Origin of the sequence: Calidithermus roseus, assembly GCF_003574095.1 — a bacterium.
Taxonomy (GTDB): domain Bacteria; phylum Deinococcota; class Deinococci; order Deinococcales; family Thermaceae; genus Calidithermus; species Calidithermus roseus.
The window spans coordinates 1-23,632 of record NZ_QWLA01000022.1 but is presented as its reverse complement, the minus strand read 5'-3'; the positions used below and the strand labels follow the sequence as shown (position 1 = coordinate 23,632).

General features: G+C 66.5%; 22 protein-coding genes. 16 read left to right on the top strand and 6 right to left on the bottom strand.

The window, feature by feature from the left end; all coding sequences use genetic code 11:
- Positions 1-55 precede the first annotated feature (55 nt).
- Positions 56-1,909: a serine/threonine-protein kinase gene (locus tag Mrose_RS07255; protein ID WP_245969671.1), complete on the top strand. Its 1,854-nt coding sequence runs from the start codon at positions 56-58 to the stop codon at positions 1,907-1,909.
- 58 nt (positions 1,910-1,967) lie between these two features.
- On the opposite strand, the gene Mrose_RS07250 is transcribed toward Mrose_RS07255, so the two are convergent.
- The 4 genes from Mrose_RS07250 to Mrose_RS07235 are packed head-to-tail and all read right to left on the bottom strand — an operon-like array spanning position 1,968 to position 6,570.
- Positions 1,968-2,663, bottom strand: a complete 696-nt coding sequence (locus Mrose_RS07250; protein ID WP_119276910.1) for a CHAD domain-containing protein — start codon at positions 2,661-2,663, stop codon at positions 1,968-1,970.
- Positions 2,660-3,127, bottom strand: coding sequence for a phosphohistidine phosphatase SixA (gene sixA, locus Mrose_RS07245; RefSeq protein ID WP_119276908.1), 468 nt, complete (start codon positions 3,125-3,127; stop codon positions 2,660-2,662). Before sixA ends, Mrose_RS07250 begins: the two co-directional genes overlap by 4 nt.
- Before the next feature lie 2 nt (positions 3,128-3,129).
- Positions 3,130-4,632, bottom strand: coding sequence for a Ppx/GppA phosphatase family protein (locus Mrose_RS07240; protein ID WP_119276907.1), 1,503 nt, complete (start codon positions 4,630-4,632; stop codon positions 3,130-3,132).
- Between the two features lie 57 nt (positions 4,633-4,689).
- Positions 4,690-6,570 carry a polyphosphate kinase gene (locus Mrose_RS07235; protein WP_182482715.1) on the bottom strand — a complete coding sequence of 627 codons (1,881 nt, stop codon included), beginning with the start codon at positions 6,568-6,570 and terminating at the stop codon, positions 4,690-4,692.
- A 208-nt stretch (positions 6,571-6,778) separates the two neighbouring features.
- Here Mrose_RS07235 and Mrose_RS07230 point away from each other — a divergent pair, with 208 nt between their 5' ends.
- The 8 genes from Mrose_RS07230 to Mrose_RS07190 all read left to right on the top strand — a co-directional run bounded on the left by Mrose_RS07230 (position 6,779) and on the right by Mrose_RS07190 (position 12,621).
- Entirely contained in the window at positions 6,779-7,129 is a 351-nt protein-coding gene (locus Mrose_RS07230) for an ArsR/SmtB family transcription factor (RefSeq protein WP_245969669.1), read from the top strand.
- A 278-nt stretch (positions 7,130-7,407) separates the two neighbouring features.
- Positions 7,408-7,911 carry a DUF6428 family protein gene (locus Mrose_RS07220; protein WP_119276903.1) on the top strand — a complete coding sequence of 168 codons (504 nt, stop codon included), beginning with the start codon at positions 7,408-7,410 and terminating at the stop codon, positions 7,909-7,911.
- Between the two features lie 19 nt (positions 7,912-7,930).
- Complete coding sequence (locus Mrose_RS07215) at positions 7,931-9,169, top strand: MFS transporter (protein WP_119276901.1); 1,239 nt, start codon at positions 7,931-7,933, stop codon at positions 9,167-9,169.
- Positions 9,166-9,591 (top strand): arsenic resistance N-acetyltransferase ArsN2, encoded by a 426-nt coding sequence (arsN2, locus tag Mrose_RS07210; protein WP_245969659.1) that lies wholly within the window; start codon positions 9,166-9,168, stop codon positions 9,589-9,591. Before Mrose_RS07215 ends, arsN2 begins: the two co-directional genes overlap by 4 nt.
- Positions 9,592-9,617: 26 nt before the next feature.
- Entirely contained in the window at positions 9,618-10,061 is a 444-nt protein-coding gene (locus Mrose_RS07205; RefSeq protein WP_119276900.1) for an arsenate reductase ArsC, read from the top strand.
- An 85-nt stretch (positions 10,062-10,146) separates the two neighbouring features.
- Positions 10,147-10,506, top strand: a complete 360-nt coding sequence (locus tag Mrose_RS07200) for a hypothetical protein (protein ID WP_119276898.1) — start codon at positions 10,147-10,149, stop codon at positions 10,504-10,506.
- On the top strand, positions 10,503-11,177 hold the full coding sequence (locus Mrose_RS07195) for a response regulator transcription factor (RefSeq protein WP_119276896.1): 675 nt from the start codon (positions 10,503-10,505) through the stop codon (positions 11,175-11,177). Before Mrose_RS07200 ends, Mrose_RS07195 begins: the two co-directional genes overlap by 4 nt.
- A 106-nt stretch (positions 11,178-11,283) precedes the next feature.
- The gene (locus Mrose_RS07190) at positions 11,284-12,621 is read left to right on the top strand and encodes a sensor histidine kinase (protein ID WP_119276894.1); all 1,338 of its coding nucleotides are present in this window, start codon (positions 11,284-11,286) and stop codon (positions 12,619-12,621) included.
- Between the two features lie 134 nt (positions 12,622-12,755).
- Here Mrose_RS07190 and Mrose_RS07185 read toward each other — a convergent pair whose 3' ends face one another.
- Positions 12,756-13,622 (bottom strand): alpha/beta hydrolase, encoded by an 867-nt coding sequence (locus Mrose_RS07185; RefSeq protein WP_119276892.1) that lies wholly within the window; start codon positions 13,620-13,622, stop codon positions 12,756-12,758.
- A gap of 121 nt (positions 13,623-13,743) precedes the next feature.
- Positions 13,744-14,283, bottom strand: coding sequence for a Uma2 family endonuclease (locus tag Mrose_RS07180; protein ID WP_119276890.1), 540 nt, complete (start codon positions 14,281-14,283; stop codon positions 13,744-13,746).
- Positions 14,284-14,559: 276 nt separating this feature from the next.
- Here Mrose_RS07180 and Mrose_RS07175 point away from each other — a divergent pair, with 276 nt between their 5' ends.
- The 7 genes from Mrose_RS07175 to Mrose_RS07145 form a co-directional block, all read left to right on the top strand.
- Positions 14,560-15,336, top strand: coding sequence for a (Fe-S)-binding protein (locus Mrose_RS07175; RefSeq protein ID WP_119276888.1), 777 nt, complete (start codon positions 14,560-14,562; stop codon positions 15,334-15,336).
- Entirely contained in the window at positions 15,326-16,717 is a 1,392-nt protein-coding gene (locus Mrose_RS07170; protein WP_119276886.1) for a LutB/LldF family L-lactate oxidation iron-sulfur protein, read from the top strand. Before Mrose_RS07175 ends, Mrose_RS07170 begins: the two co-directional genes overlap by 11 nt.
- Positions 16,714-17,295, top strand: a complete 582-nt coding sequence (locus tag Mrose_RS07165) for a LutC/YkgG family protein (protein ID WP_119276884.1) — start codon at positions 16,714-16,716, stop codon at positions 17,293-17,295. The genes Mrose_RS07170 and Mrose_RS07165 overlap by 4 nt, the downstream gene beginning before the upstream one ends.
- A gap of 124 nt (positions 17,296-17,419) precedes the next feature.
- Positions 17,420-18,835, top strand: a complete 1,416-nt coding sequence (locus Mrose_RS07160; RefSeq protein ID WP_119276882.1) for a sigma 54-interacting transcriptional regulator — start codon at positions 17,420-17,422, stop codon at positions 18,833-18,835.
- 87 nt (positions 18,836-18,922) lie between these two features.
- On the top strand, positions 18,923-20,146 hold the full coding sequence (locus Mrose_RS07155; protein ID WP_119276880.1) for a vWA domain-containing protein: 1,224 nt from the start codon (positions 18,923-18,925) through the stop codon (positions 20,144-20,146).
- Between the two features lie 599 nt (positions 20,147-20,745).
- Positions 20,746-22,320, top strand: coding sequence for a hypothetical protein (locus tag Mrose_RS07150; protein ID WP_119276879.1), 1,575 nt, complete (start codon positions 20,746-20,748; stop codon positions 22,318-22,320).
- Positions 22,321-22,332: 12 nt separating this feature from the next.
- A partial coding sequence (locus Mrose_RS07145; protein ID WP_182482714.1) for an Ig-like domain-containing protein occupies positions 22,333-23,632 on the top strand: 1,300 nt, incomplete at its 3' end.

Below are 23,632 nucleotides of genomic sequence, written 5' to 3'. Positions count from 1 at the left end.
GGGTTTTGAGCACGGGCTGCAAGCTACGAGCCATCTCTCAACTACGCCCTCCCGCATGGGATATATTGCCCCTGTGAAGCTGGCGGGTCGCTACAGGCTCGAGGCTCCCCTGGGCGAGGGAGGCATGGCCGAGGTGTGGCGGGCTACCGATGAGCGCGTGGGGCGGCAGGTAGCGGTGAAGATGCTGCACGCCTACGTGCATCCTGCCGAGCGCCAGCGCTTTTTTCAGGAAGCCAGGGCTCTCTCCAAGCTCTCGCATCCCGGCGTGGTCCAGGTCTACGACCTGGGGCAGGAGGAGGGCCGCACCTTCTTCGTGATGGAGTTGGTGCAGGGCGGCACTTTCGATCAACTGGGCCCCTTCGAGGACGGGCTGGAGGGCCTGCGGCTGCTGGAGGCGGCACAGAAGGTGCTCGAGGCCCTCGCCCACCTACATGAGCGCGGGGTGATCCACCGCGACCTGACCCCCCGCAACATCCTGCTCACCGCCGAAGGCCACCCCAAGGTGATGGACTTCGGCCTGGCCTACTTAATCCAGGAGAGCCGCCACCTCACCCGCACCGGCTACACCCTGGGCACTCCGCAGTACATGGCCCCCGAACAGGCCAAAGGGCTGCCGCTGAGCCCCAAGGCCGACCTCTACAGCTTCGGCGCCGTGCTCTACCGCACCCTCGGCGGCAAGCCACCCTTCGAGGGCGAGAACGACCAGTCGGTGCTGTACCAGCACGTCTACGAAAACCCCAGGCCGCTGCTCGAGGTCAACCCCGCCGTGCCGCCTTCGGTCTCGAGGCTCTCCCAGAGCCTGCTGCACAAGGACTCCGGTCCCAGGCCCTCCGCCGCCGCCGCGGCCCACACCCTGGGCGAGGTGCTGCGCGAGTACCGCGAACACCTCAGCGCCACCCCCAGGGGCGGTCTTAGCCGTAGTGGCCACTATCCCGGTGGTCCCGCCGAGCCGGGGCGGCTCGAGATCGCCGGAAGCTACGACTTAGGAGGAGAGGTGGCCTGGCCGGGCGAGCTGGTGGCCTGGGAAGGCCGGTTGTGGGTCGGGTCCGGACGTGGAGTGGCCCGCTTCGACCTGGCCGAGGGCCGGGTGCAGCGCTTCCCCCTCGCCGACGAGGTGAGCGCCCCCCCGGCCTTTGGCCACGGGCGGCTCTACGCCGGGGCCTGGGACGGCACGCTGAGCGCGCTCGAGCTGTCCGGACGCCTGGCCTGGAGCTTCCCCACCCGTGCCGAGATCACCGCCGCCCCCCTGGTCCTGGGCGGGCGCATCTACCTGGCCGGACGCGACGGCTTTTTGCACTGCATCGACGAGAAGGGAAGCCTGATCTGGGCCTTCCAGGCCGGCGGCCACCTCTCGGCCTCCCCCACCCTCTACCGCGGGCTCTTGTTCGCCGCCGCCGAGGACGGCTGGCTCTACGCCCTCGACCCCCTCAGCGGCCACCTGCGCTACAAGGTCGAGACCGGCCCGGTCCACGCCAGCCTCCCCGCCGCCAGGGGCATCCTGCTGATTCCCACCTGGGCGGGAGAAGTCCACGCCTTCGATCCGCTGGGGCGCGAGGTGCTGTGGAGCTTCGAACTCGAGGGCGAGATCTGGGGACCGCCCGCCCTCGACCACCAGCGGGCCTACCTCAGCAGCTGGGGCGGCAGGCTCATCGCTGTGGATCTCCACAGCGGCGAGGAGTGCTGGAGTTACCCGGCGGGCAAGATCACGGCGGGGCTCTCGCTGGCCGGGGGCCACGTCTTCGCCGCCACCGAGGAGGGCCGGGTGTTGGCGCTCGAGGCCAGCAGCGGCAGGCTGATCTTCGAGGCCAGCGGCCTGGGCCCCGTGCAGATCCCCCCACTCCCCTACCGCGCTTCGCTCTACGTCGCCAGCCTCGAGGGCAGGCTCTATCGCTTCACGGAAAGTTGGTGAGCGGAGAGGGGATCGTCAGCAAGAAGCATGTCTGGGGTTGTACGTCGAGCACCCAAGGCTAAAGATCCCCAGTCCATTCCCGCCAACTCTGCCTCGCCTGCTCGATAGCCTGTTGCAGGCGGCCCTCGAGCCGCCGCCTGTGGCTCGAGGCGACCTTCCCCCCCTGTTGCTCGAAACGCTGGAGGTAGGTCAGGGTGAAGCTCAGGTCGCCGACCTGGCCCAGGGCATCCTGGAGGCGCTTGAGGTCGTCGGTGTCGTGTCCCAACCACTCCCTGGCGTAGCGCAGGCGGCGCAGGGCTCTGCGCACGCCGTGCAGGGCCTCGAGGGTGTCCTCCTGGGCCCAGGTGGCGGCCCGGCGCCGGAGGCGGCGTTCGAAGCGGGAGAGGCGGGCTTGGGCCTGGGAGAGGGGGATGGGAGGCAGGCTCGATAAGGCCCACAGCAGCCCCGCCATCCGGGGGGAATCGAGCGTGGGAACGAAGGTAGCTCGAGCGGCTTTGAGTTCCTTTCGGAGCCACTTAGCGAAGGCTTCGGGCTGCTCGTCGCTCAGCAGAACCTCGAGGTCGCGCACCTGGCCGGCTACCTGCACCAACCAGGCCAGGTCGTCCTCGAGTAAGCTCATGCCCGCCAGCTCGAGCCACACCCGCAAGCGCCGACCGGCCACCCGCACCTGATGCACTCCCTCGGGGTCGGAACCCTCGCGGGCGATGAGCAGGTGAACGCGCAAGTGAGTGAGCCAGGGCTGCGGGTCGATCACAGCTTTCTCCCGATGGCCGGGGGCAAAAAGGCCAGCAGGCGCATCCCACCGGGTTCGGGGCGGCCCTCGAGGTGGGCCACCCCGCCCTTCTTGAAGGGGAAGCGCTCGCCCAGCCGCTCTCCGGTCAGCAGCCAGGCTACCAGCTCGCCCATCCAGGGCTCATGCCCCACCAGGGCCACCGACTCCCCCCGAAGCTGCTCGAGCAGCGCGCTCGAGGGGGCTTCAGCCAGATGAGGAGTCACCTCGGCCTCCCCCTGCAACAGCGGCCTCAGCAACTCGGCAGTCTGCACCGCCCGCAGCTTGGGGCTGAAGTAGAGGCGATCGAAGCCGACGCCCAGCTTTTTCAGGGCCCTGACCATGAGCCTGAAGCGTTCGACCCCCTCCGGCGTGAGGGGCCGGGCGTCGTCGCTCTGGCCAGGGAGGGCATTCGCGGCGATGGCGTGGCGCACCAGGAAGACCTCCATCCTCACCTCACCCACTCCACCACCAGCTCCCGCCCAAACGCTTGCCTGAAGAGCTTGGCCTGCTTGCCAGCCTCGGCCATCTCGACCCAGGGTTCCTCTTCGGCCTGTAGGCCCAGCCGCACCCGCTGGCCCTCGAGCCCCACCTCCACCCCCCCCACCCGGCCTGCGCGGGAGCGCTCGAGGTACTCCGCCAGGCGCAAAATGGCCGTCAGGCGCAGCAGGCGGCGGGCATCGCCGTCCTCGAGCAGGCTCTTGTAGATGCCCACCCTGGGCTCGCCCTTGCGGTGGTGGCGCACCAGCAGGCCCAGCAAGGCCTGCTCGCGGTGGGTCATGCCAGGGATGGCCGCGCCCATGACCAGGTACTCCCCGTGCTTGTGGTGGTCGTAGTAGGCCACGCTCATGCCGATGTCGTGCAGCAGGGCTGCCTCGTCGAGCAGGCGTTCCTCCTCGGGGCCATAGCCGTGCAGAGGCCCCAGGGCGCGGAAGAGCTGGCGGCAGAGGTGGCGCACCCGCGCGGTGTGCCCGAAGTCCTGGGGGTAGCGGGCGAAGAGGTTGCGCACGCTGAAGCCGCGCACGTCGCTCAGGAGGTGGGGGGCGGGGGAAAACTCCTCGTAGAACACCCCTTCGCGCACCCCCTGCCCCGAGACCCACAGCCCCCTGAGCCCGCCCTCGCGCAGCACCGTGCGGTAGACCAGCCCTCCGGCCACGATGATGTCGGCGCGGTCGCTCTGCAGGCCCTCGAGCTCGCGCCGCTCGGACAGGGGCATCTTCAGCAGGCGTTCGAGCAACTCCTCCAAAGCGGAGCGCTCGAGCCAGTAGCCGTGCACCAGGTCCAGCGGGTAGTCCTGCTGTTTCTGCACCATCTTGGCCAGGTTGCGCACCGTGCCCCCCATCGCCACCAGGGGCAGCGGCTCATCGCGCACCAGCCTCAGCGCCTCGCGCATCTCCTTCTTCACGAAGCGCTCGAGGTCTTCGACTTCCCCCTTCCTGGGCGGGTCGGACTTCAAAAACAGCTCGGTCAGTCGCACCGACCCCAGCGGGTAAGCCTGGCCGAAGCTGAAGCAGCGCTTCTTCATGCGCGAGAGCTGGGCGCTGCCCCCGCCCAGATCCATCACCCAGGCCTCCTCGAGGGCGAAGCTGTTGGCAACAGCCATCACCCCGTAGCGGGCCTCGTCCTCTCCCGAGAGGATGCGGACGTTGAGACCCAGCTCGCGCGCCCGGCGCAGGAATTCGGGCCCGTTCTCCGCGTCGCGCGCAGCGCTGGTGGCGACGACGCGCATCTCCTCGAGTTCGGTGGCCTCGGCAAAATCGGCGTAGAGCTTGAGGGCCGAGAAGGCCCGCTCCATGCCCTCCTCGCTCAGGCGGTTGTTGCCAGCCAGCCCCTCCCCCAACCGCACCGATTCGCGAATCTCATCGATCAGCCGGAAATGCTTGCCGGGTTCGAAAAGGTAGACCACCAATCGACTGGTGTTAGAACCCAAATCCACGATGCCGATACGCTGCATGGCTCAAATCATAAGACTTCCGTCTACTGAAGAACTCGCCGATAGTCGATAGATCCTTCAAGGCAACTTCTGCCCGTCGTGCTTGCCCCCCCACAGCGCCTCCTGGCCCTCGGGGTCGAGGAGGAAGGTGTTGCGGTCGTCGCAGAGCTGGGCTTGCAGGAGCTCGAGCACCTTGCTTTTGGCGCGGTGGCTCTGGATGGGGAAGAACAGCTCGTAGCGGCGGTCGAGGTTGCGGGGCATGAGGTCGGCGCTGCCCGCCCAGACGCGCCACTTGCCCTTGTTTTTGAAGGCGGCGATGCGGGCGTGCTCGAGGTAGCGCCCCACCAGACTGCGGGCTTTAACTTCCGGCCACAGCGCGGTGAGGGTCGAGCGCACGATCAGGTGGACCCTGGCCCCCTTGCGCAGGGCTTCCTCGAGGGCTGCCAAAAGGGGGGGATCGGTGAGGTGATTGCACTTGAGGATGATCTCGCCCTTTTTGTGGGCCTCGCCCTCGATGGCTTCGCGCAGGGTGTCGCGGATGCCCTCGGCGGTGCGCAAAACCGCGAGGCGGGGGACATGGTCGTGCTCGAGGGCCTCAAAGAACGTGGCCACGTCCTGGTTGATGCGGGGTTCGGCGGTGAAGAGGGATAGGTCGGTGTAGAAGCGCCCGTTGAGCGAGTTGTAGTTGCCGGTGCCCAGGTGGACGTAACTCTGCCCGTTCCGCCGCACGTAGAGGGCCTTGGCGTGGACTTTTCTGGTCGGCAAGGGCAGCACCCGCACCCCCGCGCCTTGGAAACGCAGGCTCCACTCGAGGTTGGCCAGTTCGTCGAAGCGGGCCCGGCCCTCCAGCAGCACCGCCACGTCCTTGCCGGCCCTGGCGGCCTGGATCAGGGCCTCGGCGATGCCGTTGTCCTGCCCGATGCGGTAGAGGGTGGCGCGAATGGCCTCCACCTTGGGATCCTGGGCGGCGGCGAGAGCAAACGCCTCGACCTGGCCATAGTCCTCGAAGGGGTGGTAGAGCACCAGGTCGCGCCGCTCCAGATAACCCCAGGGATCCTTGAGAAAGCCCTTGGCCTTGAGGGTTTTACTGGCTGAGAAGCGGGCGCTGGCCGGGCCCCGCTCCACCACGGTGCTCACGAAGCGCAGATCCAGCGGCAGAGAGAGCCGGAACACCTCCTCCGGTTCCAGACCTAAGGCCACCCGGATAGTTTCGGCCCACGACTGGGGGAAGTCTTCTTCGAGCTCGAGGTGGCTCACCCGGCCGTCCAACCTCGCCTCCAGCGCCTCGGGCAGTTCGTCCCAGTCGGCGCGGGAGCGCTCGAGCTGGGCCAGCCGGATCAGGCGGAACTCGAAAAGCTGGCTCTTGGTGGGCACGAAGAGGTCGGAGCGCATGCGGATGAGCGCCCCCAGCCGCACGTAGCTGCCCTCGCGCCCGGGAATGGGCAGCAGGCGGGGCAGGCTGTCGGGCAGGCGGATGAGGTGGTGCATCAGGCCGTCTCCGGCGGCGAAGTAGAGCGCCCTGGGCGAGAGGTCGGCGATGGCTTCGGGGGGGATCAGGTCGGTGCGGGGGGCCACCTCCTCGGCCAGGTAAGCCCCGAAGTACTGCTGTTCGGCCTTGGTGAGCTGGATGGGCTCGAGCACGTAAATCCCCAGCCCGGTGAGCTCACGCAGGAACTCGCGGTAAAGACGACCGGCCTCCTGCGCCTGGCTGAGGGCTTCTTGCATGAGGGCCAGGTAGCCCGGCGAACCGCGCTCCTCGAGAAAGGCCCGCGAGACGCGCGCGGCGAAAAATTCGTCGGTGTTGCTAGCCCAGATGCCCAAGAAGCGCAGCCGCTCGAGCAAGGGAAAGTCCGGGCGCAGGGTCTGCAACAAGACCCGCCGGTTGAAGGAGAGCCAGGAAGCCTCCTGGCTTATGTGCACCCCCCGGATCTCGAGGTTCCCCTTGTTCCTGGGCCTCATCGCCCCGGAGTCTTTCGCTTTTGGGTCAGGGGAGTGTAAGGAGTTTTTGTTCTTGCGCTTACCCACGCCATCTCCGAGTGTACTCAAAGATATCGACCATGACCCCTACAAACCCCACGCAAAAGCCCCAACCTCAGGCCGGAATCGCTAGGCAACCGGGATGGCCCAACATATTGACATTTATCAATGTATTGTTTAGGCTGTGGCTGTGAGCACGGTGCCCCCGGTGATCGAACTCGAGCCCGCCCCCACCTCGGAAGCTAACCTCGAGGCGGCGGCCTGGGTCTTCAAGGCCCTCAGCGACCCGGCTCGGCTCAAGATTCTGGCCTATCTGGCCAGCCACGATACCGGGCCTTGCTGCGGCCCCGAGGGCGGGATCTGCGCCTGCGACCTCGAGGCCGTCACCGGGCTCTCCCAGCCCACCGTCAGCCACCACATGAAGTGTCTGATCTCGGCCAAGCTGGTGATCGGAGAAAAGCGTGGCAGGTGGATGTACTACCGCATCGACCCCAAAGGCTTTGCCTTGTTGCGGGCTTTCTTGCCCCGCATCGGGGGGTGAGTTTTTTTACTCAAACACATCGACAGATTTCGATGTTTCAATCTGAGGAGGAAGCGTATGCACGAGCAAACGATGTGGATGTTGGCCAGGGAGCGGCAACGGGAGCTGTGTGCGGAGGTCTGCCGCTTGCGCGGCGTACCGCGCCCGGAAAAGGGGTTCTGGGCGGTGCTGCTGGGGAAGCTGTCCTTTACGAGGGCTCGAGTCCAGTCCACGCTGACTAGAGGTACGTGTTGCGTTGAGGCCGCGTGCTGCGTGGCCTGAGAAGGAGGAAGGTCGTGATGAACACCCAGGAGTTTTTACAAAAGCTCGCCCAGCACCCCGACAAAGGCTTGGTCTTCGAGTACGCCGAGGGCCGGCGGGTAGCCCCCGGCTACCACGTCACCGAGATCATGAACGTTACTTACGAGAGCATGGACTGCGGTGGGCAGGCCAACGCCTGGCGCGAGACGGTGGTGCAGCTGATGGACCCCAGCCCCAAGGACAAGCCCAAGTTCATGCCGGTGAAGAAGTTTTTGAGCATCTACAACCGGGTAGCGGCCTCGGTGGCAGTGCAGGGCGAGGCGGAGGTGCGCTTCGAGTACGGCAACGCCGCCATGCCAGCGGTTCACTACCACGTAGGGCAGATCGAAGCCGAGGGCGAGGAGTTGGTGGTGCGCCTGACCCCTCCCGGCGTGACCTGCAAGGCCACCGACCGGGCCAGGGCGGGGGGGTGCTGTGGGCCTGCCGTGGAGGCCGGGGCGAGGGGCCAGGAATTCCCAGTGGCGGCTCGAGGCTGCTGCTGAGTTGGGGTATAACACTCCCATGCTCCCCCACGCGGCTCCCAGGCGCTTCTACGGCTGGAGGATCGTCTGGGCCCTGGCCCTGACCACGACCATTTCTTACGGCATCCTCTACTACGGCTTCGGCGTGCTGGTCAAGCCGATGGAGGCCGAGCTGGGTTGGAGTCGGGCCCAGACCTCGGGGGCCTACTCGCTGGGGCTGTTGATCTCGGGGCTGATGGCGATCCCGGTGGGCTACTGGGTGGACCATCGGGGAGCAAGGGGCCTGCTCCTGCTGGGCTCGTTGCTGGGCAGCCTGATGCTGCTGGCCTGGTCGCAGGTGCACGGCCTTGGCGCCTTCTACGGGGTGTGGGTGGGGATGGGCCTGGCGATGGCCATGGTGCTCTACGAGGTGGCCTTCACGGTGGTTGCGGTATGGTTTCGCCGCTGGCGCCACCGAGCCACCTTCGTCATCACCATGGTGGCCGGGCTGGCCAGCACCCTCTTTGTGCCGCTGGAAACGCTGCTGGTCGAGAGCCTGGGCTGGCGCAGCGCCCTGGTGGTCCTGGCCCTGATCTTCGGGCTGCTCACCCTGCCCCTGCACACCGTTGTGCGCCGCCGCCCGCAGGACTTGGGCCAGTGGCCCGACGGCGAGGCCGACCCCGCCGTCCAGCCTCCCGAAGCCAGCGTGGGCGCTCGGGCTGCCTTCGCGGGTGCGACTTTCTGGTGGCTGGCCGCCGCCTTCACCCTCTTGCGGCTGACCACCGCCGCCATCGGGGCACACGGGGTGCCGCTGCTGCTCGAGCGCGGCTATAGCCCGGCCTTCACGGCGGCGGCGGTAGGCTCAATCGGGCTGGTGCAATTGCTGGGGCGGGCCTTCTTCCTGCCCGGCAGCCAGCGTTGGTCGCTCTACAGCGCCACGCTGGGCGTGATGCTCTGCCAGGCTCTGGGCTCGCTGGCCCTGCTGCTGGTCCCCGGCGGGCTGGGGGTGTGGGCCTTCGTGCTGCTTTACGGCATGAGCAACGGCGCGGGCACTCTGGCCAGGGCCGGGCTCGTCGCCGAACTCTACGGCCCTGAGAGCTACGGGCGCATCAACGGGGGCATCAGCCTAGTGGTCTCGCTCACCCAGAGCCTCGGGCCCATCGGCGCGGGGCTGCTGCACGGGGTCGCGGGCGGCTACGACGCGGTGCTGGGGATTCTGGTCGCCGCTTCGCTGCTGGCGGCCTTGTGCGTACGGCAGGTTCGACTGACGGGGCAACAGCTCAGGGAGGTTCGATCGTGAGACAGGCCAGGACTGAGGGTTTGCCGCAGGTACTCGAGCTACTCCGGCAGGTCGGGCTGCCCTTGGAGGGGGTGGCCCAGCATCTCGAGAGCTTCCTGCTGGAGTTCGACGACGAGAAGCTGGTGGGCTGCGCGGGGCTCGAGGTCTGGGATCAGGCTGGGCTGCTGCGCTCGGTGGCAGTGCATCCGGATTACCGCTCGCGGGGCATCGCGGGAGGGCTGGTGCGGGCTGCGCTCGAGCAGGCCCGCCGGCGCGGGCTAAAGAGCCTCTCGCTGCTGACGACCACTGCCGAGGACTACTTCCCCCGCTTCGGCTTTGTCCGGGTGGAACGCTCGCAGCTGCCCACCGCCCTGCATGCCTCGGAGGAGTTCAGGGGGGCCTGCCCGGCCACCGCTGCCGCCCTGCACCTGACCCTGAGCTGACTCAAAGGGGGGTAAATTGGGGCAGGATGAGGCTGCTCATTCTCTGCACTGCCAACTCCGCCCGCAGCCAGATGGCCGAGGGCTGGGCCCGCTACTACGCCCAGAAGCACGGCCTGGACCTCGAGGTCCACAGCGCGGGCACCAAAGCCACCCAGGTCAACCCTCACGCCATCGCGGCCATGGCCGAGCGGGGCATCGACATCTCCACCCACCACTCCAAGACCCTCTTCGAGGTGCCCGACCCCTGGAACTTCGACTACGTGCTCACCGTCTGCGACTCGGCAGCCGAGAACTGCCCGGTCTACCCGGCCAAAACCACCCGCCTGCACCACTCCTTCCCCGATCCTGCCGCAGCGGTGGACGAGCCCAGAGCCTTCCGCGAGGTGCGGGACAGGATCGGCCCCTTCATCGAGCAGTTGATCCTGACCCTCAAGCAGGGCCAGGACGTGGCCACGGTGGAGGCGGGTTGAGTCTGGCTCGAGCTTTTGGGCAAGTTAAGGGCGCCTTCACCCCCCTCCCATTCAGCCCGAATCCCCACTCCCCAGACTATGGGGCGTGCTTGGCTGGATCCTCGGCCTGACCCTGGCGCTGGCTCCCCTGCCCCAACTGCCCTGGATTCCCCACGGCAGCGAGTTGCGGCTGACCTCCCCCGACTACCGCAGGGTCTATGCGGTGTATCAGGTGCGCCAGCGTCGCCTGGTAGCCCCCTCCAAACCCACACCGATCACGGTATCCAAGGAGTTGCGGGTGATTATTCGGACACCCGGCAGGATTCACGTGTACAATGGGCTCAGTGCTTCCAGGGGCGATGTGTGGCTGCAGGTCAGAGAGAATAAATTAAGCCTCAACGAGTTGCTGACCCGCACCTATCGCCTGGAGCTGTCCGGTGGCAGGGTATTGCCGGAGGTGCGATGAAACAGATTTTGCTCATCGAGGACGACCCTGAAATCGCCCGTCTCCTGCAGCTCGAGCTGGGCGAGGCGGGTTTCAACGTGGACTGGGCCAACGGAGGCATGGCTGGACTGGTGCGGCTGCGCGAGGCCCCCCCGGACCTGGTGATCCTGGACCTGGGGTTGCCGGATTTGGACGGGGCTGAAGTAGCCCGGCGCATCCGCTCGAGCACCGAAGTACCCATCATCGTGCTGACCGCCGCCGACTCGGTGGAGCGCAAAGTGAGCTTGCTGTCGGGCGGAGCCGACGACTACATCGTCAAGCCTTTCCACCCCGCCGAGCTGCTCGCGCGCATCCAGGTGCAGCTTCGTCACCGCGAGGGCGGGGAGCAGATCCGGGTGGGGGGGCTCGAGGTGCACCTGGCCAAACGCCAGGTCAACTTCGACGGCCACGAGATGAGGCTCTCGCCCAAGGAGTTCGAGCTGCTCTCCCTGCTGTGCACGCGTCCTGGTAAGGTCTTCAGCCGGGTGGAGATCGAGGAGCACCTGTGGGGCCGGCCCTTAGAGCGCGACTCCAACGTGGTCGACGTGCACGTAGCCAACCTGCGCTCCAAGCTGCGCGAAGCCGGGGCCTACGGCTATCTGCGCACGGTCCGCGGCGTAGGATACGCGCTGCGGCAACGCGACAAGGAGTAAGCAAGCGCCAAATGCCGAGCACAAAAGGCCAAACGCAAGACGCAAGACGCCGTGGGATCGCGGTTTTGGGCGTTCGGCGCACTTTGGCCATCGGCGTTGACCCCTCATGACCTTCCGCCTTCGCCTGATCCTGGCCTACACCGTCATCTGGGGCGTGCTGCTGCTGCTGGCGGTGGGGGTGACGACATACGCGGTGCGTCAGGGGTTGTACCGGCAAGTCGAGCAAACCCTGCTACACGACGCCCAGCGCCTGGGAGAACTCTACGACAGCCCCAACCCCGGCGGGGTCTCGGCGGAGTCGGGCGGCGCCCTGATCACCATCTACAAGCTGGAGGGCGCGGAGGCAGGGGAGCCCTACGAGATCACCGACAAGTCCCAGCAGTTGCCCAAAGAGGTGGTGTTGCAGGCCGGGATGGCTCCTCGCATCTACCGGGCTCCCACCTTCCGCGCCGCCTACATCCGCACCCAGCAGGTGGGCGTCTTCGCGGTCAGCCAGGACACCACCTTCATCGAGAACATCTCGCGGGGCGTGGCCCGCTCGCTACTGCAAACGCTGTTCCTGCTGCTGCCCATAGGCGCACTGCTGATGGCGGTGTCGGGCGGGGTGGCGCTGGCCCCTTTGCAACGGGCCGCCTGGGCGGTGCGCACTCGAGGCCCCAACAACCTGACCCCCCTGCCCTACAACGGGCCTTCCGACGAGTTGGGCCAGATCATCGAACGAGTCAACTCCTTGCTGGAAGCCCTGCGCGAGGCCCAGAGCCGTGAGCGGGCTTTCCTGGCCGAGGTTTCCCACGAGCTGCGAACCCCCCTCACCGCCCTCAACGGCAACCTGGACCGGCTCTCGCGCAACCCCGGCGACTCCGAGGCCCTGTTGCGGGCCCGCCGAACCGCCGAGCACCTCTCGAGGCTGGTCGGCGACCTGCTCTCGCTGGCCAGGGGCGAGGCCGAGCGCACGGTCAACCCCCACATCGTCCCGCTGGGCGAGTTGCTGAGCCAGGCGGTGGGCGAGTACCCAGGCGTGACGCTGTTCCTGCCGCCCAATCCCCCCGAGGTGCTGGGCGACCCCGACCGCCTGCTGCAACTCGCCCGCAACCTCATCGCCAACGCGGTCCGGGCCGCCGGGCGGCCCCAGGGGGTGCGGGTGCGCACCTGGGTGGACGAGGCTCCCCCCGCTAACACGGCGGTAGCGGGAGCACTGCAAGCTCAAAAGTGGGCCGCTTTCTCGGTCACCGACGATGGGCCGGGCATCCCGCCCGAGGTGCTGCCCCGCCTGTTCCAGCGCTTCGCTCGAGGCCCCCAGGGCGGCACGGGGCTGGGCCTGGCCATCGCCAAACAGATCGCCGAGGCTCACGGGGGCCGCATCCTGGTTTCCTCTCAGCCGGGCAAAACCCGCTTCGCGGTGTACCTGCCACTATTGGCGGACGGGGAGGAGGAAGCGGAGTAGTAAGGGTGACAGCCCTCAGCGATAGGCACGTGGCCCGTGGCTTGTCGAGGGTCTAAGGCCAAGGGCCAAAGCATCTTGCGTTTTGCGTGCGGCGTAGGACGTACGACCCGCACCCGGCGTCCAGCCATCAGCATTCAACCCGCCCCCAGCAGGAAGCGCAACGCCCCAGGCAGGCGGCGGGCCCAGTCGGCCTCGTTGTGCACGCCCCGCTTGTCCTCGAGGTAGAGGTAGTCGCCCTCCTTGTAGCCCTTGCGCAGCAGGATGCGGTGCATGCGGCGCACGTCGGCCAGGTAGCGCCTGGAGCTGACATGGGAGAGGGTAGACTCCTTGTAGCCTACGTCCATGTAGAGCCGGCCCGGCACGAAGGGGGTCGCTTCGACATAATCGAACACCCTCCGATCACCAAACCACAGCGACGGACTCATCACCCCGGCTCCGCCGAAGACCTCGGGATGGCGGAAAAAGGCATAGAGGCTGATGAGGCCGCCCATGGACGAGCCCATCACGAAGGTGTGCTCGCGTCGGGGCAGGGTGCGGAAGTCGCGGTCGATGAGGGGCTTGACGGCCTCGAGCAGGAAGCGCAGGTAGGCTTCGCCCTCACCGCCGCCGTACTCGGAGTCCTCGAAGGGGCTGTATTCGTCCAAACGCCTGACCCCGGCATTGGGAATGCCCACGACGAGGGCCTCGAGGCCCTCTTTCGCCAGATCCTCCATGATCTCGTCGACGTGCCACTCGCCCACGTAGCTCGTGGCCTCGTCGAAGATATTTTGCCCATCGTGCATGTACAACACCGGGTAGCGCTTTTGCGAGGCCGCATAGGACGGAGGCAGATAGACCAGGATATCCCGGTAGTTGCCCAGTTGGGGGCTGTGCAGCTTCCGAAACACCCGCACGTCCCCGCTGACGGTGTGCCCTCTGCCCTTGGGGTAGCTTTCCCAGCCGACGATCTTCTCAACGTGCACGCTTCTCCTCCTGCGGCTGGGCAGGGGTTTCCGGCCCATACTGCGGCATTGTAACAGCGCTGCGTGAAGCGATTGCGTCAGATGCACCAAAGCCCACTTCAGGCGCTGTGGCAAGGCTTTGTGGAGCGCTAAGTACCCCAGGTGGGGGCAAATCAAATGCTTAACCGAAGAACAGCTCGGCGACCTTGCAATTGAAGCCGTGGAGCACCTGGGGGGCCTCGAGGGTGTCCCCGTCGCGGTAGGTCTTCATCAGCCCGTCCGGCATGTGGGCCTCGACCTGGTGGAAGCGCGGGTAGATCAGCCATACCAGCCGGGTCCCGGCAGCGAAGTAGTCCTCCAGGCGCTCCTTGATCTCCTCGACCGTGGCACTGGGGGCCACCACTTCCACCGCGAGGTCGGGAGCGATCTCCCAGAAGCCCTGGGGCACGCCCTCCTTGGGTACCCGCTCGCGCTGCACGAACCAGATGTCCGGTCCCCGCACCCGGTCGGGATCGCGACGCAGCACGAAGCCCGAGCCCAACCCCACCCGGCCATGCTGCCCCTGCTTGGCCCAAGTGTGCAGGCGGCTGGCCAGTTCGGCGGCGATCTCTCCGTTGCGGGCTCCCGGCGGTACGCGCTCGTCGAGCCAGGCAGCGTGAGGACTCTTCCCCGGACGACCTTCGTCGCCACCGGGTTCAGCCTTCTTGACGTGCACGCTCATAAGTCTCTTCGGACAATAGGCGATGGGCGGTGCTCGGCGGGATGCTATCGAATTCGCCCCCCTGGGGCATGAGAGCTCGAGCCAAGCCGGATTAACTTCAAGCGCTTCGTGCGCTTCCCAAGGGCCTCAATCGTTAAGCTGGTCGCCTGCTGCTCATGGTGAACCGCTCGCTTACAGCTTAGCGCTTCGGGGGCTCGAGCAGCACGTTCTTGGGGCATCCTCCACCCCACGGGCATTTGACAAAGCCCCGCTCCCGACTCGAGACTAAGGCTCGACATGAAAGTGGCGCTGTTCGTGACCTGCCTGGTCGACCAGTTCTATGCCGAAGCAGGGGTGGCGGCAGTCCGGCTGCTGCGCAGCCTCGGTTGCACGGTAGCATTCCCCCCAGCCCAGACCTGCTGTGGCCAGCCCGCCTACAACGCGGGCTACTGGAGCGAGGCCCGCCAGATGGCCGAGCACACCCTGGGGGTGTTCGAAAACGCCGACTACGTGGTGCTGCCCTCGGGCTCCTGCACCACCATGCTGCGGGCCTTCTACCCCGAGCTCTACCGCGATAACCCCAGGATGTTCGCCAGAGCCAGCAGCCTCAGCGGCAAGAGCTACGAACTGGCCGAGTTCATCGTCAAGGTGCTGGGCATCACCCGCCTGGGCCAGGGCCTCGCCGGGCAGCGCATCGCCTACCATCACGGCTGCCACGCCCTGCGCGAACTGGGCATCAAGGACGAGCCCATCGCCCTACTGCGCAACGCCGGGGCCGAGATCGTCGACTGGCCCGCCGCCACCGAGTGCTGCGGCTTCGGCGGGCTGTTCTCGGTCAAGCTGCCCGAGGTGTCGCTGGGCATGGCCGACCGCAAGCTCTCGACCCTGCCCGAGATCGACGTGCTCACCAGCGCTGATGGAGGCTGCCTGCTGCACCTGTCGGGCCGCATCCAAAACCACCGACTGCCTCTCCCCGTCAAACCACTGGCCGCGGTGCTGTGGGAAGCGACGCAAAGCCGCGGGACGCAAATGGCAAAAGGCCAGACGCGCGAGGAGAATCCCCATGCGGGTTAGAGCCAACGAATACCCCAAGGAATCGGCACGGGTCATCCGGGAAGAGCCCCACGTGCGCGAGTCGGTGACGGGGGCCACCCTCAACTTCGACGCCAAGCGCCGCGCAGCCTACGCCGAGGTGGATTCCGAGCAGTGGCGCCACTTCGCGGAAGACGTCAAGAACCACGTGCTGATGAACCTCGAGCACTACCTCGAGCAAGCCGCCACAGCCCTCGAGCGAAGCGGCGTTCGGGTGCACTGGGCCGAGGACGCCGAAGCCGCCCAGCGCATCGTGGCCGCGCTGGTGCGCGAGAAGGGCGTCAGGCGCGCAGTCAAGGCCAAGACCATGATCTCGGAGGAGCTGGGCATCAACCCGCTGCTCGAGGGCCTGGGCGTGAACGTGCTCGAGACCGACCTGGGTGAGTACATCATCCAGCTCCTGGAGCAGCCCCCCAGCCACATCGTCGGCCCGGCCATCCACCTGAGCCTCGAGCAAATCCGCCGGCTCTTCCACGAGCGCTTCGGCACCCCCCTCGACGCTGCGCCCGACACCCTAGCGGCGGCGGCCCGCAAGCTGCTGCGGCAGGGCTTCCTCGAGGCCGACTTGGGCATCAGCGGGGCCAACTTCGTGGTGGCCGAGACCGGGACGCTGGTGCTCATCGAAAACGAGGGCAACATCCGCCTCTCCACCTCCGCCCCCCGCCTCCACCTCGCGCTGGTGGGCATCGAGAAGCTCCTGCCCCGCTTCTCCGACCTCTCGGTGTTTCTCTCGCTCACCGCCCGCGCTGCCACCGGCCAGCGCTTGGGCACCTTCGTCTCGCTGATCCAGGGCCCCCGCCGCCCCGACGAGATCGACGGCCCCGAGGAGGTCCACGTCGTCTTCGTGGACAACGGGCGCAGCAGCGTCCTGGCCGACGACGAAGCCTGGGAAACCCTGCGCTGCGTGCGCTGCGCGGCCTGCCTCAACGCCTGCCCGGTCTACCGCCAGACCGGCGGCCACGCCTACGGCTACGTCTACTCCGGCCCCATCGGCGCGGTGCTGAGCCCCGGGCTGGTGGGCCTGGAGAACACCAAGCCCCTCCCCTACGCCTCCTCGCTGTGCGGGGCCTGCTTCCAGGCCTGCCCGGTGCGCATCCCCATCCCCAAGCTGCTCCTCACCTGGCGCCACCGCGCCGTGGAGGAGGGCCTCACCCCCCGCTTCGAGAAAGCCGCCATCAAGGGCTACGCCCTGGCCATGACCCAGCCCTGGGCCTACCGCCTGGCCTCCAAAGCCCTACGCCTCCTGCCCGAGAAAGCCCTCGACAACACGGTAGTCCCGGTGCTCCAGGCCTGGGTAGAGGGCCGGGCCGGGCTCAAACCCAGCTCAAAGAGCTTCAGGGAGTTGTGGGAGGAGGGGCTGTGAAAGAGCGCATCCTCTCCTGCGTGCGTCGGGCCCTTGAGCACCGCCCCAGCCCCGTCCTGCCTGACCCCCTCACCCTGCCCAGCCTCTCCCGCGAGGAAGCCGTCGCCCTCTTCACCGAGCGGCTCAGCGGCAACGGGGGCGAGGTGGTGCGCCTGCCCGACCTCAAGGGGTCGCGGGAGTGGCTCGAGGGCTTCGCCCAAAGCTTCAGCGGCGCGGCGGTGAGCCGGATGGTCCCGCCGGTGCTCTACCCCGCCCTGCCCGCCCTACCGCCCGAGGAGGCCCCGCTGGGCATCTCCTGGGCCATCGGGGCCGTGGCCGAGACCGGAACGGTGTTGCTCTCCAGCCGCGAGGGGCGGCGCACCCAACTGCTCCCGCCCACCCACCTGGTGTTCGTGCCCGAGGAGACCCTCTACGCCACGCTGCTCGAGGCCCTCCAGGCCCTAAAAGGCGACCTGCCCTCGGCCATCGGGCTGCACTCGGGCCCCAGCAAGTCGGCGGACATCGGGCAGGTCATGGTCCGGGGGGTTCACGGTCCGGGGCGGCTGGTCGCGGCCCTGATCGCCGAGCTGAGCGACTGAGTCGCGTCAGGTGAAAACCTCGCGGCAAACAGCAATTTGGGTGGTCAATACATCTGGGGGCCGATAAAGAAGACTTGAAAGCCAATCCACATATATTCGGGGGCTCGAGGCGTACACTTCCTGCATGAAGGCCACAACCCTAGGTGAGCTGAAGCGCTCGTACCCCATGGCGAAACTCGGGCGTAGCGTCAAGGACGAGGCCCGTGAAAACCTCATCGCCAAGCTGCGCTCGGGCGAGCGGCTGTTCCCCGGCATCCAGGGCTATGACGACTCGGTGATCCCCGCGCTCATCAACGCGGTGCTGGCCCGCCACAACTTCATCCTGCTGGGGCTGCGGGGGCAGGCCAAAAGCCGCATCCTGCGCCAGATGACCGAACTCCTCGACGAGGAGATTCCCGCCCTGCCCACCGACCTGCGCGACAACCCCCTCAGACCCCTTTCCGCCGAGGCCAAGCGCCTGCTCGCCGAAGCCGGGGACGACGCCCCCATCGTGTGGGTTCCGCGTGACGAGCGCTACGTGGAGAAGCTGGCCACCCCCGACACCACCGTGGCCGACCTGCTGGGCGACATCGACCCTATCAAGGCCGCCAAACGCGGAACGGGCCTTTCGGACCTCGAGGCCGTGCACTACGGTCTGTTGCCCCGCGCCAACCGGGGCATCTTCGGCATCAACGAGGTCGCCGACCTCGCCCCCAAGGTGCAGGTGGCGCTGTTCAACATCCTGCAGGAGGGCGACGTACAAATCCGGGGATACCCGGTGCGGTTGCAGCTCGACGTGTGGATCGCCTTCACCGCCAACCCCCAGGACTACACCGCCCGCGGCAAGATCGTCACCCCCCTCAAAGACCGCATCGGCTCGGAAATTCGCACCCACTACCCCAGGACCCTCGACGAGGGCTTAGCCATCACCCAGCAAGAAGCTTGGACCGCCCGCGAAGAGGGGCTCTACATCCCCGCCTACGTGGCCGAGGCCAGCGAGGCCGTGGCCTTCATGGCGCGCGAGGACAAGCGGGTGGACAAGACCTCGGGGGTTTCCCAGCGCCTGTCCATCAGCCTGCTCGAGCTCGTGGCCTCCAACGCCGAGCGCCGCGCCCTGCAGTACGGCGAGCGCACCGTGGCCCGCCCCATGGACCTCTACTTCGCCCTGCCCGCCATCACCGGCAAGATCGAGCTCGAGTACGAAGGCGAGCTGCAAGGGGCCGAGCGGGTAGCCCGCGACCTGCTGCTCAAAGCCTTCGGGATGGCCTACGGCGAGCGCTCCAAGGGGCTCAAGACCGACGAGATCGTCGATTACTTCACCCAGGGCAACCTGCTGACCCTGCCCGAAGACGCCAGGGGTGCCCTCAGGGAGATGGAGCAGGTGCCGGGCCTGCTGGACGCCGCCCGCCGCTTGGAAAGCCACAACACCCCCGAAGCCCTCGTAGCCGCGGGGGAATTCATCCTCGAGGGCCTGGCCGGTCGGCGCAAGATTGCCCGGGGTGAGGAGAGCTACAGCGCCCCCGTCGAACGCGAGCGGGAGCGTTGGGGAAGTGGGAATTAAATGCGTCTAGGGTCGAGATTCAAGGGTCAAGAGCCGGTGCTCGAGGTGTTTTTGCAGCCCTAGACCCTCGACCCCACCGGAGGCAGCATGAGGGTTCGCTACAGCAAATACGAAGCCAGCCTCGACGACCTGACGAGCTCCGAGCTCATGGACATGCTCGAGGACTTCCTCCTCGACTCGGGCTTCTCCGACCCCTACAACCGCTACCAGCCCGACCCCGACCGCCAGCCTACCCTCGAGGACCTCATGGATGCGCTGCTGCAATCGCTCTTAGAGCAAGACCGCATCCCCGAGGAGTGGCTGCAGGAGGCCCGCAACGCCCGCGAACGGCAGAACACCCGACTCTACCAGGAACTCCAGAAGCTCATCCAGCGCCTTCAGGACGAGGGCTTCATCCGGCTGAGCGGCAACGACCCCACCGATCCCGCCCAGGGGCAGGGGATGCAGGGTGAGGCCCAGGAGACCCGCCTCGAGCTGACCAACAAGTCGGTAGACTTCCTGGGCCTGCGTTCGCTGCGCTCGCTGATGGGGGCTCTGGGCAAGAACAACCCCGGCACCCACGCCACCCGCCACTACGCCTCGGGCGTGGAGGCCAGCGGCGAAACCAAGCCCTACGAGTTCGGCGACCAGCCCAACCTCAACGTCTCCGAGACCCTCAAGCGCGCGGCCATGAAGGGGATGGAGAAGCTCGAGGAAGAAGACCTCATCATCGAGCTCGCCGAGTACACCGCGGCCATGAACACCGTGGTGCTCTTAGATTGCTCGCACTCCATGATCCTCTATGGCGAGGACCGCTTCACCCCGGCCAAGCGCGTGGCCTTGGGGCTCTCCCACCTCATCCGCACCCAGTACCCCGGCGACCAGGTGCGCTTTGGCATCTTCCACGACTCCGCCGAAGAGGTGCCATTGGGTCGGCTGCCCACGGTGCAGGTAGGGCCCTACCACACCAACACCGCCGAGGGCATCAAGCTCGCCCGCAAGCTCCTGCGCAAGATGGGGGGGGAAATGCGGCAGATCATCATGATCACCGATGGCAAGCCCTCCGCCCTTACCCTGCCCTCGGGGCAGATCTACAAGAACGCCTGGGGCCTCGACCCCGTGATCCTGGCCGAAACCCTCAAGGAAGCCACGCTCGCGCGCAAGGAGGGCATCCCCATCCACACCTTCATGCTCGCCCGCGAGCCCGAGTTGCTGGCTTTTGTCAAGAAACTCACCCAGATCACCCGCGGCAAGGCCTACCTGACCACCCCGGCCAACATCGGGCGCTACGTGCTCATGGACTTTCTCACCCGCAAGATCAGCCGTAACTGACAAAGGCTTTTCCTCGACCCTAGGCCCTATCTGCCACAGCCTCCCGTCACCCTTCACCACGGACTCAAGGTCGCGGGGTGCCAGGGTCAACGCTGGCGAGGGCATGTTAAAGGAAATCTCAATTTCTCCTCAAAAATCCGGCCAAACCCGGCTTTGCCCCTGAAGGATCACTTCAGGGGTGGATTTATGGGTCGTGGAAGCGGGTCTTTTCGCCGGCATTAAGGGGAGTTAACACACCAAAAAATCGGCTGGAGGGTCCGTCGTCATGGGCTTGATGGATTTTACCCTTCAGGTCGTCATCGGGCTGGCCTCAAGCTTAGGCATCAGAGTGAATTTTTTGCGCAAACCACGAGAAAGATAAATGCGGCTTTAAGTCCCTCTAAAGGAGGAGGCTCGTTCCCTCATCTATAAATAACGGGCGGAGTTACGCTCCGTTACCTCTCAAGGTCAAGATGACAAGAGCAAACCGACCCTCCAACACATGGAAACGTGCAGGATCGCTGGGACTGGGGCTACTCATAACCCTGCTGGCCGCGTGTAACACCAGCCCGCAGGGTGGGCCCACCAATCCCCCCACCAATCCTCCTACCGGGGAGGGGGTGCTCATCACCCAGTACGATTCGTGCATTGGGCCCTGCTCGAGCGAGCCCCCCACCACCTGGCGAAGCCGCCAGAACATGGCCTACAAGCCGCGCCAGTTCCAGGCTGGGGCCAAGCTCGACCTTGCCAACCCTACCCGCAAAGTGGTGCAGGATCCTGGCCCCTATGCCGGTTGGGACTACCTGGCCCTCAACGAAGAGCAGGACCTCGAGACCGAGTTCTACCTGCGCCGCGACGCCAAGGTGGGCATCGCCCTCTATGGCTCCCTGCCGTCGTGGATGCAACAGCAGGGATGGGTGAAGGAGGGCTCGTTCACCAGCAGCCCCTCCTATGCGGACTCCGGCTCCCAGCGGGTGGATGTGTACGTGAAGGTGCTTCCCGCCGGCCTCCACCGCTTTGGCAAGTTCGGCAACGTCGCCCCCGCTTTCTTGCTGGCCGAGGCCAACGGCACACCCTCCAAGCCCCCGGCCTATCCCCAGGGCTACGAGGAGCCCATCCCCAACCAAAAATGCCCGGCCTGGGTCCACGACTCCTACAACGTGCGTGACCCCGAGGGGGTATGGCGCCACGGCTGGCATCCCCCCATTGACCCGACGTACTGGTGCTACTTCGACCACGAGCACGGTTCCAGGCCCCTGCCCGAGATTGAGAAACTCATCAAGGAAGCGGCGGCAGCCCTGAATCAGGGGTATGGCTATGTCGCGGACAAAGCCAACAAAACCGCCTTCTGCACCTCGTGCCACGAGCCCCTCGAGGAGTACCGCGAAGGCAACAAAAACTTCAGCTTCTATTGGGAAGGCAACGCCTGGATGGTGAACTTCCACCAAGCCACCGCCCACGAAAACATCGCAGTCAACGAGCACCACACCTGGGGCGTCACCATCGCCGATAAGAACTCGAGGCTGCTGGCCGACGTGCACCTGATGGCCAACACCGGCTACGCCGAAAGCGCCCACGACAACATCAAGATCATTCACCCCAAGGCCAAGCCAGAGCAGAACCCCCGCTACCGCTACGGGGCTCACCGCGGCCTCCCTTTCACCGACCAGCAGGGCTACGGCCCCTATGCCGCGGTCGACCTCAACACCCTTATCACCAGCGGCAACCGCTCCTACATCACGGTGGACTGGATCCGCCGCTGCGCTCCCCAGCCCCTCATACGCAATCCCTTCGAGAGCGGCGACCCCAACCTCTACCACACCTGCGCTTCCATGCCGGATGTGGGAGGAGCGGGCATGGATCGCTGGTTCAACATCCCAGGGGGGGATGAGGGTCGGGGCTTCTGCGTGGTCTACAACCGCGACGTAGACCTCACTGACGGCAAAATCGACGGCTACGGCTACACCGACCCGCTGGGGCTCGAGCTGCGCAAGCCCTCCGACCCCGACGCGGTGCGCCAGTTCGTGCGCCCCGACATAGCGGGGGGCAAAATCTGCCAAATCACCGAGTTGCGCTTCGCCGGTGACGGGTTCGACCTGCGATATTACGGAGTCGCCGCCAACCAAAACAACTCCGTATATCCCTACTACGAAGACGCAGTAAGGCTCGGACGCAGCAAGGGAATCACCAACTAATAAGAGGTCAAGATGAAGCACACGTATCGACCCTCCACCCCACCACACGGGCGTAAGCGGGCACTGGGACTGGGACTGGGAGTGGGGCTGCTGACCCTGCTGGCAGCCTGCAACAGCACCTCAGAGGACTTCGTCAAGCCCGCTATCAACCTCTACAACCCCATCCCCGACGCGCACATCTCCGGCCAAGGCTGGCAGATCGCGGGCAAGGTCGCCGACAACCACCAAGCCGCCCGCCTCGCCTATCGCCTCAACGACGGCCAGGAGCGCGAGGTCTCGCTGGAGGGCCTGGCCGAGTTCCGCTTCGGCTTCAACCTCCAAGAGCTCAAGCCCGGCAAGAACACCCTCACCCTCATCGCCACCGACCAGGCCGGCAACACCAACACCCGGGTGCTGGAGTTCAAGTACGCCGCCGCCACCACCGCCGCTCCCACCATCACCCTCTCCTCCCCCGCCCCCGACAGCACCACCCAGACCAACACCGTCCGGCTCATCGGCTCCGCCAGCGACGACGTCAGCGTCACCCGCATGGCCTTCCAGCTCAACAACGAGCCCGAGGAGCCCATAGCCATCACCCCCGGCAAGAGTGTGAGCTTCGACCACACTGCCGGCTTCCTCAGCCCCGGCGCCAACACCCTCCGTCTCATCGCCTACGACGGCAATGGCAACCGCAGCCTCAGCAGCCTCACCGTCCACTACGGCTCCAGCCCGCCTCCCCCTTCGGGCTCCACCGTCCCCACGGTGAAGCTGACCCAGCCCGCCGACGGCACTGTCGTCAGCAGCACCACCGTGCGCATCAAGGGCAGCGCCAGCGACGACAGGGGGGTGAGCAAACTGACCTTCCAACTCAACGACGAGCCCGAGGAGGTCATCGCCATCAAGCCCAGCACCAGCGTGAGCTTCGCCCGCACCATCGGCTACCTCAAGCCGGGGGCCAACACCATCACCGTCTTCGCCTACGACGCCGACGGGGGCCGGGGTTCGACCCGTATCACCGTCCACTACGGCTCCGGCAGCAACACCCCCCCCACCGTCAGCCTCAGCCAGCCGGCCAACGGCAGCACCACCAGCAGCCCCACCCTCACCGTCAGCGGCTCTGCCAGCGACGACGCCGGCGTGACCAAGCTGACCTACCAGTTGGGCAGCGGCCCCGAGCAGAACGTGAGCCTCAACGGCAGCGGGACCAACCTCCCCTTCAGCTTCAGCCTCAGCGGCTTCCCGGAGGGTGCCAACACCCTCACCGTCCATGCCTACGACGCCACCGGAGCCAAGGGCAGCGCCAGCGTGAGCTTCACCTACGCCCCCAATCCCC